Annotated in this window: 11 protein-coding genes and 1 other annotated feature; of the genes, 9 read left to right on the top strand and 2 right to left on the bottom strand. The window is 28.8% G+C overall.

From position 1 onward, the window contains the following. The first annotated feature begins 164 nt into the window (after positions 1-164). Both Q3304_RS03710 and Q3304_RS03705 read left to right on the top strand, forming a co-directional pair. The gene (locus Q3304_RS03710; RefSeq protein WP_054271107.1) at positions 165-812 is read left to right on the top strand and encodes a D-alanyl-D-alanine carboxypeptidase family protein; all 648 of its coding nucleotides are present in this window, start codon (positions 165-167) and stop codon (positions 810-812) included. A gap of 324 nt (positions 813-1136) precedes the next feature. Then, entirely contained in the window at positions 1137-3776 is a 2640-nt protein-coding gene (locus Q3304_RS03705; RefSeq protein WP_407813789.1) for a cation-translocating P-type ATPase, read from the top strand. Between the two features lie 51 nt (positions 3777-3827). Here the strand turns inward: Q3304_RS03705 and Q3304_RS03700 are convergent, their stop codons facing one another. Continuing rightward, positions 3828-4931, bottom strand: coding sequence for a pyridoxal phosphate-dependent aminotransferase (locus tag Q3304_RS03700; protein WP_407813788.1), 1104 nt, complete (start codon positions 4929-4931; stop codon positions 3828-3830). A 360-nt stretch (positions 4932-5291) separates the two neighbouring features. Between Q3304_RS03700 and Q3304_RS03695 the strand changes: the two genes are divergently transcribed. The 3 genes from Q3304_RS03695 to Q3304_RS03685 all read left to right on the top strand — a co-directional run bounded on the left by Q3304_RS03695 (position 5292) and on the right by Q3304_RS03685 (position 8397). Then, positions 5292-6113, top strand: a complete 822-nt coding sequence (locus Q3304_RS03695; protein WP_219673240.1) for a Cof-type HAD-IIB family hydrolase — start codon at positions 5292-5294, stop codon at positions 6111-6113. Between the two features lie 79 nt (positions 6114-6192). Continuing rightward, positions 6193-6403: a binding site (T-box leader), on the top strand. 87 nt (positions 6404-6490) lie between these two features. After that, positions 6491-7807: an argininosuccinate lyase gene (gene argH, locus Q3304_RS03690; protein ID WP_074178451.1), complete on the top strand. Its 1317-nt coding sequence runs from the start codon at positions 6491-6493 to the stop codon at positions 7805-7807. A gap of 251 nt (positions 7808-8058) precedes the next feature. Next, positions 8059-8397, top strand: coding sequence for a DUF2325 domain-containing protein (locus Q3304_RS03685; RefSeq protein WP_021385441.1), 339 nt, complete (start codon positions 8059-8061; stop codon positions 8395-8397). Between the two features lie 135 nt (positions 8398-8532). Here Q3304_RS03685 and Q3304_RS03680 read toward each other — a convergent pair whose 3' ends face one another. Then, positions 8533-9828: a D-alanyl-D-alanine carboxypeptidase family protein gene (locus Q3304_RS03680; RefSeq protein WP_407813787.1), complete on the bottom strand. Its 1296-nt coding sequence runs from the start codon at positions 9826-9828 to the stop codon at positions 8533-8535. A 79-nt stretch (positions 9829-9907) separates the two neighbouring features. Here Q3304_RS03680 and Q3304_RS03675 point away from each other — a divergent pair, with 79 nt between their 5' ends. The 4 genes from Q3304_RS03675 to selB all read left to right on the top strand — a co-directional run bounded on the left by Q3304_RS03675 (position 9908) and on the right by selB (position 15138). Beyond that, complete coding sequence (locus Q3304_RS03675) at positions 9908-10612, top strand: helix-hairpin-helix domain-containing protein (RefSeq protein WP_407813786.1); 705 nt, start codon at positions 9908-9910, stop codon at positions 10610-10612. Positions 10613-10703: 91 nt separating this feature from the next. Then, positions 10704-11750 (top strand): selenide, water dikinase SelD, encoded by a 1047-nt coding sequence (gene selD, locus Q3304_RS03670; RefSeq protein ID WP_407813785.1) that lies wholly within the window; start codon positions 10704-10706, stop codon positions 11748-11750. Positions 11751-11800: 50 nt separating this feature from the next. Beyond that, positions 11801-13180, top strand: a complete 1380-nt coding sequence (gene selA / locus Q3304_RS03665; RefSeq protein ID WP_054271284.1) for an L-seryl-tRNA(Sec) selenium transferase — start codon at positions 11801-11803, stop codon at positions 13178-13180. Positions 13181-13254: 74 nt separating this feature from the next. Further along, complete coding sequence (gene selB, locus Q3304_RS03660) at positions 13255-15138, top strand: selenocysteine-specific translation elongation factor (RefSeq protein ID WP_223195702.1); 1884 nt, start codon at positions 13255-13257, stop codon at positions 15136-15138. Positions 15139-15209 lie beyond the last annotated feature (71 nt).

The raw sequence follows: 15209 nt of genomic DNA, 5'->3' as shown, positions 1-15209 counted from the left end.
AATTTTGAAAAATTTGTTGTTGTTTTTAGTCATATAGAGAAGAAATTAAGAATTTCGTAAGAATACTTTAAATATATTGCAATAAATTAGTGGTATGATTATACTAAGAAAGAAAATGTCTTGAAATTTTTCTGTATCAAATACTAATTATGGAGGTGTAGTATATGAAAAAGAAAACTTGTATAGCCATAGTTTTTGCTCTATTTATAGTTTTTATAGGAATGTTTATTGATAGTTCTAGTGCAGGAAAGAAAATAATAACATCTGAATTAAGTAAATACAGGAAGGGCGTAAATGTATTATCAATAAATAATATTATAGTAGCAAATAAGGAGTATAGCTTACCTAAAGAATATTCTCCACAAGAAAGTAGTGAAGCAAAAGATGCTTTTTATAAAATGAATAAAGACGCTCAAAAGTCAGGTTTAAATTTAAAAGCTTTTAGTACATATAGAAGTTATGAATATCAAGATAAACTATTTAAGTCGTATGCGAAAGAACATGGTGAAAAAGAGGCAAATAGATTTTCAGCTAAGCCTGGAGAAAGTGAACATCAAACTGGACTTGCTTTTGATATTGGAGGAAATGACCAATCTAGTTGGGCAAATCAGAAGTTTAATAATACAAAAGAAGCTAAGTGGTTGTATGAAAATGCATATAAGTATGGTTTTATACTTAGATATCCAAAAGGCAAAGAGAATATAACTGGATATATGTATGAATCTTGGCATTATAGATATGTTGGAACTGAACATAGCAAAAACTTTGCAATGAATGATTTGACTTTAGAAGAATACTTACATTTAAATTAAGTTATAGTTTGTTAAATTTAGGTTAAAATAAAAAATAAGCTAGACTATTAATTACATAAGGTGATATAATGTAAATACAATTTAAGATAACTACTCGAAGGGGAGTAGCTTACACGAAAGTGGTAATTAATCGTCAAGACAGTAGAAATACTCGGTTAATTAGCAAGGAATTCCTTGATAGCAAGACCTTCAAAATAAGCATTAAGTATGTTTGTTTTGGGGTCTTTTTTTATTAAAGGAATTTTTATTTAAAAAAATTTAAATTTCAAGTATACATAAGAGCCCCCAAACATAAAATAAATTTATTAAAGAGGAGGGCAACAAATGTCTTACAAAAGTACTTATCAAGAAGTAATTAAAAATTTAGACTCAAGCTTATCTGGTTTGAGCAAAGAAAAAGCAGAAGAGCTGTTAGAAAAAAATGGAGCTAATGAATTAAAAGAAGCAGATAAAGTTCCTACGTATAAGCTTTTCTTAGAAAGTTTTAAAGACCCACTAGTAATAATTCTATTAATAGCTGCTTTAGTACAAATATTTTTAGGTGAAACTGTAGAGTCTATAATAATTTTTGCAGTTATTATTATAAACTCAGTTTTAGGTGTCGTACAAACGAAAAAAGCAGAAAGTTCATTAGAAAGTTTGAAAAATTTATCTGCACCAAATGCAAAAGTAATAAGAGACAATAAAAAAATGACAATTCCAGCAAAAGATTTAGTAGTTGGAGATATTGTATTCTTAGAAGCTGGCGATTACATACCAGCAGATGGAAGACTTATGGAAGCACAATCTCTAAAGGTGGTAGAAGGTATGTTAACTGGAGAATCAGAGCCAGTTTTAAAGCATACAGAGCAAATAAGTGAAGATGTAAGCTTAGGCGACCAGAAAAATATGGTATTTAGTGGTGCTGTAGTTGTTTACGGTAGAGGTTCTTTTGTAGTAACTGGAACAGGTATGAATACTGAAATGGGTAAAATAGCTGGTCTTTTGGAAAGTGCTGAAAATAAACTTACACCATTACAACAAAAAATAGAAGACTTTAGTAAAAAACTTGGTGTAGGTATTGTAATACTTGCTCTTTTAATATTTATAATTCAAGTGGCAAGAAATTACTTTATGGCTGGAAATGGTGAAATGACACAGATAATTCTCGATTCATTCATGTTCTCTGTAGCCGTGGCAGTAGCAGCTATACCAGAAGCTTTATCATCGATAGTAACTATCGTATTAGCTGTTGGAACAAACAGCATGGCAAAAAAACAAGCTATAATAAGAAAATTACCAGCAGTAGAAACTTTAGGTTCAACAAGTGTTATATGTACTGATAAAACAGGTACTCTTACGCAAAATAAAATGACAGTTGTTGATTATTACATGTATGGAACTAATAATGATGAGTTAAATAAAGAAAAGGTAAACTATTCTTATCATGCTAAATTATTGACTATGGTTTCCACACTTTGTAATGATTCTCATATAACTAGTGATGGTAAAGAAGTTGGTGACCCAACAGAAGTAGCATTGATAAATTATTCAAGTAAAAATGATTTAGATTATGATAAATTAAGAAGTAAGTATGTTAGAATCAATGAAATTCCATTTGACTCAGATAGAAAGCTTATGTCTACTGTAAATAGCATATATGGAGATTATATAATGTTTACAAAGGGTGCACCAGATATTGTATTTAGTAGATGTAAATATGCTTTAAAAAATGGTTCAAAAGTAGATATAACAGATGAGATAATAGAAGAATATAAGCATAAAAATGAAGAATTTTCAAATAGAGCACTTAGAGTATTAGCTTTCGCAATAAAAGATGTTCCAGAAGAAGGCTTTACACCTTCAATTGATGATGAACATGATATGACATTGGTTGGAATAATGGCAATGATAGACCCACCAAGAGAAGAAGTGATGGATGCTGTAAAAGAAGCAAAGAGTGCTGGGATAAAAACTGTTATGATAACTGGTGACCATAAAACAACAGCAGCGGCAATTGCAAAAGAAATTGGTATAATGGAAGATGGGGACTTAGCTCTTACTGGAAAAGAACTTGATGCTTTGAGTGAAGAAGAATTATATGAAAAATTGGAAAATATAAGTGTGTATGCCAGAGTATCACCAGAAAATAAAATTCGTATAGTAAAAGCGTGGCAACATAAAAACAATATAACTGCTATGACTGGTGATGGTGTAAATGATGCACCAGCATTGAAACAAGCAGATATAGGTATAGGTATGGGAAGTGGTACTGATGTAGCAAAAGATGCCTCTGCCATGGTATTAGTTGATGATAACTTTGCAAGTATAGTAAATGCTGTTGAGGTTGGTAGAACAGTATACAGCAATATAATAAAAGCAATTACTTATTTATTTGCAGGAAACTTAGGAGCTATAGTAGCTATATTGTTTGCAGTATTTGCAGGTTGGTCGAATCCATTTACAGCTTTACAACTTTTATTTATAAACTTAGTAAATGACTCTTTACCAGCAATTGCGTTGGGGTTTGAAAGGTCAGAAAAAAATATAATGGATAAACCTCCTAGACATCCAGATGAAAGTATACTAGCAGGAGGGACATTGAAGGCAGTAGCTATAAGAGGTTGTATAATAGGTGTAGTTACAATTATTGCACAGTATATAGGATTACAAGTATCTCCAGAACTTGGAGTAGCTATGGCATTCTCAACATTGATATTAGCTAGAATAATGCAGACATTACCTGCACGTTCTAATAATCAAACCGTAATAAAATTAGGTTTTTTTAGTAATAAGTATGTTATAGGAGCAGTTGTAATTTGTTTTGGGCTTTACTCTTTAACGCTAATACCAGTATTAAGAGGCATATTCTCTATACCAGAAGTGTTTGGACTATATCAATTAGGAATTTGTCTAGGTCTAGCATTGATTTCATCAATACTAATGGAGCTTAATAAGTTAATTAACAGAAATACAGTAAAATAATTTAAAAATTAAAGGGGCATATTGATTTTAACAATATGCCCCTTATATAATTTACTCTATATTATCGATTATTTGGAACGCTTTTACAACTTCAGGAAGTTCCTTTTCTTCTGGCATTCTAAATCTTATAAAATTTTTATCAAGTCCAGTGAAGTCACTACCAGATATAACTCTTATTTTTAACTTTGCAAATTCTTGTTGTAAATCTATGTCTTTGTTTTTATGTTCAACTGTCATTATTGATACAGTATCATTAGTTTCAGCTATATTAAGATTTTTCCAAGGAATTAATAATTGATTTTTTATAGCTTGTGTTTTTTCCTTTAATTCTTCTATAAATTGAACATCATCTAGTAAATTGGCTGCAATACTACGAGATATTTCAGATACTTCGTAAGGAGTAGAAATCTTTTTAATAGGGTCAACAAGTTCTTTTGGAAGAACTGCATATCCTGCTCTTAGTCCTGCTAAACCAAAACCTTTTGAAAATGTTTTTAAGACAATTACATTATCATAAGTATTTAGAAGTTTTACAGCTGAATTTTCTTTTGGCATGTATTCACCATAAGCTTCATCTACCATAACTGCGATATTATATTTAGATGCTTCTTTTACTATATTTTCGATTGATGATAAAGGTATAATTTGTCCTGTAGGATTATTTGGATTGTCTATGTAAATTACTTTATATTCTGGATTTATTTTTTCAATAAATTCTTTTTCATTAAATTTGAAATTATCCTCTTTCTTTAAAAGAACATAATCATAAGTAGCACCATGCATTTTTATATCTGTTTCATATTCAGAGAACTGAGGAGAATATCCTAAAACCTTATCTCCTTTTTCAATAAATAGTCTATTTAAAAGGTAAATAACATGTATAGAACCATCTGCTAAACAGATTCTATCAATATCTAATGTTATAAAGTCTTTCCAATAATCAACTATATTGTCTTTTAAGGCAATTGAATGAGGGTATCCTCTTATCATATCAAATTCTAAAGCATTAAAAGCTTCTACAGCTTTATTTGAGTAAGAAACTGTATTTATACCTTCACCACAGTCTATCTCAAATACATCTTCTGAATGCCCAGATTCTATTGCATAACTTTTTTTCAACTGCATTTCAATAGCTTTGTTAATTTTTAATTTCATAGTTCATCACTCCTTATTTAGTCAATAATAAATGTTACAAAAGTCGCTAGATTTAAAATATTTTGAAAATATATAATAGTAAAAAATGAATATAAATATTATAATAGCTCACTTTATTTAATATGATTATATATCATATATTGTAAAATTTCTAGCATTATAAGACTATAAATTGAAAATATTCAGAAAAATACTACAAGAAACGATTTATTTTTCTCTTAAAAGGGGTTAAATGAATGTTATTAATTTTGTAAATTGAAATAGTTTAAGTAGAAAGTTATGATATAATTTAATAAGGGTAATTCTTTAGATTATATTAAGGAAATAGAGGTATACAATAAAAAGTTATGGAGTTGGATTATGGGATATAAATTAATTGTAACAGATATGGATGGAACTTTATTAGGAAATAATCATAAAGTTACAGATGAAAATAAAACTGCACTACAAGAAGTTATAGAGAGTGGTATTAATGTAACTTTAGCAACAGGAAGAGCCTTCGATTCAGCTAAATGCAATGTAGATTTTCTTAAAGAAGATATGCCAATAATAGCTTGTAATGGTTCATTGATAAGAGAGCAAAATGGAAATATAATATATTCAAATAAAATTGACACAACAACGTGTTTAAATATATTAGATGTATTGGACAAATACGATATTTACTATCAGTGTAATAGTATAGATTCCATGCTTTCAAGAAAAATAGAGGGACGTGAGGACAAGTTAAGTATATTTTTAGGTAATGAGACAAAAGTAATTGTAAAAGACGATTTAAGAGAAGAAATCTTAAAAAATGATATACTAAAATTTGTAATCATAGAAGAAAAAAATCCGTCTATTTTAGATGATATAAGAAAAGAATTGATAAAGGTTCAAGGTATAAAGATAACTTCTTCATGGCCAAACAATATTGAAGTTATGAATGAAGGTGTTGATAAAGGCAATGCAGTTAAATTTTTAGCTGAAAAGATGAATATAGATAGAGAAGATATAATTGCATTTGGAGATAATTATAATGATATAGAGATGATAAAATTTGCTGGTCTTGGAATAGCTATGGGAAATGCAGAAGAATTAATTAAACAAGAAGCTGATTATGTTACAGATACCAATCAAGATAGTGGAGTTGCAAAGGCAATTTATAAATTCTTAGAGTTAAAAAAAACACTTAACTCTTAAAAAATGTATATACAGGAAAAAAGAGGTTGACTATTTTATTGATAGTAATTATAATACAAATAGATAAAACATAAAAAACTTAGATTCAGTGAAGAAGAGAGTAGGTATAAAGAAAATCTCAGCGAGTTAGGAATGGTGTGAGCCTAATGATAACACTTTATATTGAAAAGAGCTTTGGAGAATACTACTTGAAATTTAGTATGGTAGTAGGTAATCTCGCCTTAAGAGAATAGAGTGGGTAAACTTTGTTTATCAACTAGAGTGGTAACACGGAATATTTCGTCTCTTGGTCTTTTTGACCAAGAGATTTTTTAATTTTAACTTAGATGTAAATATTATAATTAAAATAAAAAAATTTAAAATATGAGGTGAAAGGTATGAAATTATGGGGTGGACGCTTTAGAAAAGCGGAAAATCAACTTATGGAAGAATTTAATAAATCTTTTGGTTATGATTGTGTACTGTACAAAAAGGATATTGAAGGAAGTATAGCACATGTTCATATGCAAGTAAAATGTGGTCTTTTAACAGAGGAAGAAGGAAAGACTATAACAGAAGGCTTAAAAGGAATCTTTGAAGATATAGAAAATGGAAAGTTAGCATTAGATGGAGAATATGAAGATATACATAGTTTTACTGAGATAAATTTAATTCAAAGAATTGGCGATGTTGGTAAGAAACTTCATACAGCACGTAGTAGAAATGACCAAGTTGCAGTTGATATGAGATTGTATGCTAAAGAAAAGGCAAATGATTTGGTAGATTTAATATCTGAATTTAAAGCAACTATAAAAGATGTTGCTGATAAAAATCCAGTGATGATGCCAGGTTATACTCATCTTCAAAGAGCACAAGTAGTAACATTTAAACATCATTTGATGGCGTATTATAGTATGTTTGATAGAGATGAGAAAAGAATAAAAAATGCTATAGAAATATTAGATGAATCACCTTTAGGTTGTGGAGCTTTGGCAGGAACTACACACGATATAGATAGAAATATAACTTGTGAACAATTAGGATTTAAAAAAGTAGTAGATAATTTTATGGATGGAGTAAGTGATAGAGATTATTTATTAGAGTTAATGAGTGATTTTTCAATTATAATGATGCACTTAAGTAGATTAAGTGAAGAGTTGATACTTTGGAGTTCTCAAGAATTTGGCTTTGTTGAGATAGATGATTTATATACTACAGGAAGTAGTATAATGCCTCAAAAGAAAAATCCTGATGGAGCGGAACTTATAAGAGGAAAGACTGGAAGAGTATATGGAAATCTGTTTGGTCTTTTTACAGTAATGAAGGGTATACCATTAGCATATAATAAAGATATGCAAGAAGATAAAGAAGGTTTTTTTGATAGTGTACATACTATTGAAATGTGCATACAGATAATGGATAGAATGATAGCTACATTAAAAGTAAATGAAGACAAAATGAAACAAGCAGTAAAGAATGGATTTTTAAATGCAACAGAAGTTGCTGACTACTTGGTTAAAAATAATGTTGCCTTTAGAGATGCACATGGAATAGTAGGAAGTATCGTTATATATTGTGAAGACAATAAAAAGGCAATAGAAGATTTAACATTAGAAGAATTACATAAGTTTTCAGATGCATTTAAGGAAGACATTTATGACTTTATCGACTATGAGAGTATATTAAATAAAGGAATAAAAAAGAATTTAAAATAATATATTAAATTTCAAAAAGCTGTAAATTTGGGTGATGACATTCAAATCTACAGCTTTTTTTATTTAAAAATTTATTGTATATAAAAGTAGTAAGTTTAAAAAGAGTAAAATTGGAAATAAATATAAGCAAAAAAATTATTATTAAAATGATAATTAATATCAATAAGTATTGACAAATTTATTTCAAGATACTATTATATATAATATAAATAATAATGAAAATCAATATCAAATAAATAGGAGGAAATCTAATGAACTTATTAGTGATTGGTGGTCATGAAAGAATGGAAAAAGATTATATGGTTATGGCCAAGAAAAAAGGTTATAAGACAAAGGTATATACGACTATGTCTTCTAAATTAAATAATTCTATAGGAAAACCAGATGCAGTTGTTATACTCACATCAACAGTTTCACATAAGATGTCTAGAACGGTTGAGTCTCAAGCTAAAAAACAAGATATATTAATTGTAAGACATAAGAATAGTAGTAAGGTAGCATTTAATGAATGTCTAGATATGGTCGATGAATGTCTTGGAAATTGTTCAAAATGTAAACTTAATGATAAACAAAAACAGAAAAATACATAAATTTAAATTAAAGGTACTGTCATAGTATTTTATATTTAATAATCTTGAGAGCTTGTCTCAATAAATTAAATACATATTACTATAACAGTACCTATTTTATAAGAAGAAACAGATTTAATTTTTTTCTTATAATTACTATTTTTTCATATTTCTTTTGGATTTTTTTCTGTTATTTTTTTTATTTTTCTTCTTGATGATTGAAGCTATTATAAATAAAATTAAAAGTATTAAAATTCCTGCAACAATCTTAATTAAAGTCATTAAAGTATCATTACTAGTTATAAATGGAATACTACTATCAAGGTTGTTTTTTGCAACTAGGTCTATACTATTTTCTAGCTTATCACCATTGTATATATTTAAAGTACCAACCTTAGCTCCTTTTTTTATAGGTAAATCAATTTTGTTTAGTTCTGTTTTAACATCATAGTTACTTTGAGATTCATTTTTTCCTAAAAATATCTTATAACTATTTTTTGGTTCATAAACTAATTCATGCTGTTTTGTAAATAATACTTTTTTAGTATCAGCATATTTTTCCTTATCAACAATAGTGGCACACTTAAAATTATCAAATCCATAATCAATCAAGATTCGTGAGTCTAAATATAAATCGGCATTAGTTGAGTTAAATACAGCAGAGATAACTCTTCTTTCATCTTTTACAGCACTAGATAAAAGACATTTACCAGCAGCATCAGTAAATCCAGTTTTTATACCATCAACTATATCATATTTTATATCTATAGGTTGACCTTTATATGTAATCTTAGTATGTGATGTCAAAAACTTATTAGTGTTTACAAAATATCTTTCATAAGGGTATGCTTTTGTAGCCTCAAATTTAAGTGATTTAGTCTTTACAATTTGTCTAAAAATATCATTATGCATGGCTTCTCTAGCTATAAGAGCCATATCATGAGCTGTAGTGTAGTGATTAGGGTCAGGCAATCCATGAGGATTATTAAAGTGAGTATTATTAGCTCCAATTTTTTTTGCCTCAGAATTCATAAGGTCAACGAATTTTTGTACATCTCCACCACCCACATATCTAGCTAATACAAAAGCGGCATCATTAGCAGAATGAACTAAAAGAGCATTTAGTAACTCTCTTACAGTAAAGGATTCTCCTTCTTTTAGATACATACTAGAACCATCTATTTGAGGTAGATTTTTAATCTCTATTACTTGATTTAAATCTTTAACCTTTTTTAGAACTATGCAAGCTGTCCATGCTTTAGTTGTTGAAGCTGGATAAAGTTTGGAATCTCCATCTTTATTGTATAATATTTTTCCAGTTTCATAGTCCATTAAAACTGCATGTTTGGCAACTATAGCTGGTTCATCATCTGCAAAAGAGATATTAGAACTTCCTAAAAATGAAGTGAATATCAATAAACAGATTAATAAAAGTGATAAATTTCTTTTCATTGTGAACCTCCAAATTTTAAATTCATCTTTTAGTATAGCATATATTTGTCAATAATTAAAAGAAAGGAGTGGTTAATATATGAAAAAAAAGGTAAAATTTATTTCATTTTTTGTTTTCTGTTTTTTAATATTATCTTCAGTAATCGTTTATAAATCGAATATTTTTAACGATAATATTTATGTTGTAAGTAAAAAAAATTCAATTAATGAAAAAAAACATAATGTAGACAACTCAATTAAAACTGAAGAGGATGGTCACAATAAAGTAGTCAAAGACATAGATAAAAGTGTTCAAAATAAAAAAATAACTATATACATAAGTGGAGCAGTAAATAGACCAGGGATTGTAACCATAGAAACAGATAAGAGACTTTATGATGCTGTAGAATTATTAGGAGGAACAACAAGTGAAGCCGATTTAAATGGAGTTAATTTATCTATAAAGCTAGAAGATGAGCAACATTACATAATACCTAAAATAGGGGAGATGGTATCTGTGACAAGTAATAATGATTCCAATGAACCAAATCAAAACGACGAATTAAAAAAAGAATCTAAAACCAAAAATAATAAAAATGCATCTAAAGAAGAAAAAACAAACATAAATGTAGCAACAATAGAAGAACTAGATTCTCTTCCTGGAGTTGGAGAAGCTACTGCTAATAAAATTTTGCAGTATAGAGAAGAAAATGGACAATTTAATTCAATCGAGGACATAAAAAATGTAAATGGTATTGGAGATAAAAAATATGAAAATATAAAAGATTTAATTTGTGTAGACTAAAATATAATACAAAACTTACTTATAGATATGGTATTATAAATATGTATGTATATGTGTGTATATGTGGAAATTTAGTAAAGGAGGCACTTTTATGAAAAAAGAACAAAAAAAACTTACAGAGATGACAACAGCAGGTGGTTGAGCCGCTAAAATAGGGCCAGAGGTTCTGGCATCAGTTTTATCTCAATTACCTAAAAATGATAATATAGAAAACCTATTAGTAGGATTAGATACAGCGGATGATGCTGCTGTTTATAAATTAAATGATGATATGGCACTTATTCAGACCTTGGATTTCTTTACACCAATGGTGGATGACCCGTATGTATTTGGACAAATTGCCGCATCAAATTCTCTATCAGATGTATATGCTATGGGAGGCAAACCTTTGGTTGCAATGAATATTGTTTGTTTCCCATCATGCCATGATATGGATGTGCTTGCAGAAATATTAAAAGGTGGATTTGATAAAGTAAAAGAAAGTGGAGCACTTTTAGTTGGAGGACATACTGTAGATGACAAGGAGCCTAAGTATGGTCTTTCAGTTTCTGGAATTATAAATCCAGATAAAGTTTTGTCAAATGCTACTGCAAAGCCTGGCGATAAGTTAATTATAACGAAACCAATTGGAGTAGGTGTATTAAATACTGCTATGAAAGAAGGTATGGTAGAACAACACATAGCAGATAAAGTAGTAGAAATAATGATACATTTAAATAAATACGCAGCAATGAGTTTTGATAAATTTGATGTAAATTCAGTTACAGATATAACAGGGTTTGGTTTACTTGGTCATACCTTAGAAATGGCTAAAGCTTCTGAAGTAAGTATTGAAATTGAATCAAACCATGTACCAATTATTGAAGGTGCAATAGAAATGGCACAAATGGGAATTATACCTGCTGGCATGTACAAAAACATGCATTATGTATCTAAAGATGTAGAAGTTGTAGGTGATGTGGAAGTAGCAGTTCAAGATATTTTATACGACCCACAAACATCAGGAGGATTATTAATGTCTGTAAAAGAAGAACTTGCAGAGGAACTTGTGAAAGATATGAAATTAAATGGAGCGATAGAAGCAAAAATTATAGGTTCTGTAGTTCCAAAAGGGGAAAAATATATTACCGTTTTATAAAATATTATAGAGAAAGAGTGATTGTTTTGAGCAAAAGAGAATTATTTGCAATGTTACCTTCAGTTGATGAAGTATTAAGTGATAATAGAATTGTAGAAATAATAAATGAATATCCAAGAAGCTTAGTTTTAGAATCTGTTAGAGAAGTAATCGATTTTAAAAGACAGTTTATATTAAGATTGAAAGAAGATGCGTCAAATTCTGTAACAATAGAGTTTGATGAAATAATAGAATCTGCGATAGACAGAGTTAAATTAAATTATTCACTATCATTAAAAAAGGTTATAAATGCAACTGGTACAGTTGTTCACACAAATTTAGGGAGGTCTTTGCTTAGTGAAGATATAAAAGATGAACTATGGTGTGCCGCTTCAAGATATTCAAACTTAGAATATGATTTGGACAATGGAGAAAGGGGTTCAAGATATTCTCATTTAACTAGCACAATAAAAAGGCTTACAGGTGCAGAAGATGTACTAGTTGTAAATAATAATGCAGCAGCAGTACTTCTTGTACTTAGCACAATGGCTAAAGGAGGAGAAGCAATCGTATCTCGTGGAGAATTAGTTGAGGTAGGTGGCTCATTTAGAATTCCAAGTATAATGGCTCTTAGTGGTGCAGAACTTGTTGAAGTTGGTTCAACTAATAAAACTCATTTAAAAGATTATAAAGAGGCAATTACAGAAGATACAAATGTATTAATGAAAGTTCATACAAGTAACTATAGGATTATGGGATTCACAGAGAGTGTTTCTATAGAAGAGTTAGTTAATTTAGGTAAAAAATATAAATTACCTGTAATAGAAGACTTAGGAAGTGGAGTATTTATAGACTTATCAAAATATGGGTTATCTTATGAACCAACTGTATTAGATTCTATACGACAAGGTGCAGATGTAGTAACATTTAGTGGAGATAAGATGCTTGGAGGTCCACAAGCAGGGATTATAGTTGGCAAAAAAGAATATATAGAAAAAATGAAGAAAAATCAGCTTACTAGAGCTCTTAGAGTTGATAAACTTACAATATGTGCTCTTGAAGCAACATTGAGAATGTATTTAGATGAAACAAAGGCAATAGAAAGTATACCAACTTTAAAAATGTTAACATATAAAATAGAAGAATTAGAAGCAAAAGCAAATAGGCTATTTGAAAAAATAACTGCATTAAATTTGAATGCAATTATAAATATAGAAGATGGATTTTCACAAGTGGGAGGAGGGTCTATGCCTCTTGAAACTATAAGTACAAAGGTAGTAACAATAACTCCTGAACATATGAATGTGTCAGCTTTAGAAAAGAAGTTAAGACTTAGTGAAGCTCATATAATAGCTAGAGTATATGATAATAAATATGTATTAGATGTAAGAACTATATTTGATGATGAGTTTGATGTAATAGTTGAAGAATTAAGAAAAGCCTTTAATTAAATAAATCTGAGGTAATATTGATATTAAATTTAATTTGTAATTAGAAGTATTGAAGTTTTGATAGGGGGCAAAAAATGAAAAATGTAGTAATTGGAACAGCAGGTCATATTGACCACGGAAAAACAACTCTTATAAAAGCATTGACTGGAAGAGAAACTGATACATTAGATGAAGAAAAAAAGAGAGGTATTTCAATAAATTTAGGATTTACTTATTTTGATTTACCAAATAAGAAAAGAGCTGGTATTGTAGATGTACCAGGACATGAGAAGTTTATAAAAAACATGTTGGCTGGAGCATCTGGTCTTGATATTGTATTACTTGTTGTAGCAGCAGACGAAGGAGTTATGCCACAAACAGTTGAGCATTTGGATATTTTAAGTTTTTTAAATATAAAAAATGGAATAGTGGTTCTAACTAAGTCTGATACTGTAGACGAAGAATTTAGAGAATTGGTAAAAGAAGACATTTGTGAGAAAATAAAAGGAACTTTTCTTGAAAACGCAGAAATAATTGAAGTTGATTCTGTATCTAAAAAAGGTATAGATACCCTTATTGAAAAAATAGATAAAATGAGTGATGATATAGAGGATAAAAACGAAAATTCTCCATCGAGACTTAATATAGACAGAGTATTTTCAATAAAAGGATTTGGTACTGTAATAACAGGAACTTTAATAGAAGGAAAGATAAGTATAGAAGATGATTTGGTTATATATCCACAAGTATTAAAAACAAAGATAAGAAGTATACAAGTTCATGGAGAAAATAAAGATACAGCTTATGCAGGGCAAAGAACAGCAATCAATATATCAAATGTAAAAGTTGAAGATATAAATAGAGGAGATGTTTTGGCTGCACCAAATTCATTAGAAGAATCAATGATGCTAGATGTGAAATTATCACTGGTAAATCATTTAGACAAAGGGTTAAAACATTGGGATAGATTAAGACTGTATCATGGCACTAGAGAAATACTTTGTAGAGCAGTTCCATTAGATAAAGAGTTAATCGAAAGTGGAGAGAGTGGTTATGTTCAGTTAAGGCTTGAGGAAAGTATAGTGTCCAAAAAAGGTGACACCTTTGTAGTTAGACGATATTCTCCAATGGAAACTATTGGTGGAGGTGTAATAATCGACCCATCTCCTAAAAAACATAAGAGATTTGATGAAAAGGTTATAGAAGCATTAAAAATAAAAGAAAAAGGCGAACTTAAAGATATAATAGAAGAATACTTAAAAAGAAACCTAAAAAATTATCCAAATATAAAAGAAATAATGAGTTATAGTGGTGCCCATGAAGAACATGTAAAAAAAGCTCTTGAAACACTTATATCGGAAAGTAAAGTATTTATTATAGGTAATATGTATATGCATATAAATCAATATAATAAATTAAAAGAAAATATAGTAAATCTTTTAAATGAATACCATAAGAAATATAGATTGAGAAAAGGAATATTAAAAGAAGAAGTAAGGTCTAAAATAGAAAGTAATTTTAAGACTAGAGAAATGGATATTTTGTTAGAAAGATTATCTACAGAAAATATCATAAAAATAGAAAATAATATAGTATCCCTATTTGATTTTGAGGTTGTTTTAAATGACAAACAAAAAGAAATAGCAAAAAAGATAGAAAAAAGATTAAAATCATGTGGAGTTTCTTCGATATTGACAATAGATGAAGTTTCTGAAGGAAATAATAACTATGCTGAAGTATTAGAGTCAATGATAGGTAATAAGGTAGAGAAATTAGATGATTTGTATATAATGGACAAAGGTATTTATGAAAATGCAAAGGATACCTTAATAAATTATATAAAAGAGAATAAAGAAATAACACTAGGAGAATACAGAGATTTGATTGATTCTAGTAGAAAAAATTGTATGATTATACTGGAAAACTTCGATAGAAACAAGATAACTAAGAGAGTAGAAAACAAAAGAATTTTGTTTTAGCGGAAAATGTCTGTTTTTGCTTTGAGGTATAAAGAAGGAATTATAATGTCGAGTATCGTATAAATTAATTA

Origin of the sequence: Clostridioides sp. GD02377, assembly GCF_045899875.1 — a bacterium.
In the GTDB taxonomy this organism is placed as follows: Bacteria; Bacillota; Clostridia; order Peptostreptococcales; family Peptostreptococcaceae; genus Clostridioides; species Clostridioides difficile_A.
This window is presented reverse-complemented; position numbering and strand designations above follow the sequence as displayed.

Excerpts from the sequence above, each read along its gene's own strand:
- Q3304_RS03680 (WP_407813787.1), bottom strand. The coding sequence starts at position 9,828 with ATGAAAAGAAATTTATCACTTTTATTAATCTGTTTATTGATATTCACT.
- Q3304_RS03700 (WP_407813788.1), bottom strand. The coding sequence starts at position 4,931 with ATGAAATTAAAAATTAACAAAGCTATTGAAATGCAGTTGAAAAAAAGT.
- Q3304_RS03710 (WP_054271107.1), top strand. The coding sequence starts at position 165 with ATGAAAAAGAAAACTTGTATAGCCATAGTTTTTGCTCTATTTATAGTT.
- Q3304_RS03695 (WP_219673240.1), top strand. The coding sequence starts at position 5,292 with ATGGGATATAAATTAATTGTAACAGATATGGATGGAACTTTATTAGGA.
- argH (WP_074178451.1), top strand. The coding sequence starts at position 6,491 with ATGAAATTATGGGGTGGACGCTTTAGAAAAGCGGAAAATCAACTTATG.
- selA (WP_054271284.1), top strand. The coding sequence starts at position 11,801 with ATGTTACCTTCAGTTGATGAAGTATTAAGTGATAATAGAATTGTAGAA.
- selB (WP_223195702.1), top strand. The coding sequence starts at position 13,255 with ATGAAAAATGTAGTAATTGGAACAGCAGGTCATATTGACCACGGAAAA.
- Q3304_RS03685 (WP_021385441.1), top strand. The coding sequence starts at position 8,059 with ATGAACTTATTAGTGATTGGTGGTCATGAAAGAATGGAAAAAGATTAT.
- Q3304_RS03675 (WP_407813786.1), top strand. The coding sequence starts at position 9,908 with ATGAAAAAAAAGGTAAAATTTATTTCATTTTTTGTTTTCTGTTTTTTA.
- Q3304_RS03705 (WP_407813789.1), top strand. The coding sequence starts at position 1,137 with ATGTCTTACAAAAGTACTTATCAAGAAGTAATTAAAAATTTAGACTCA.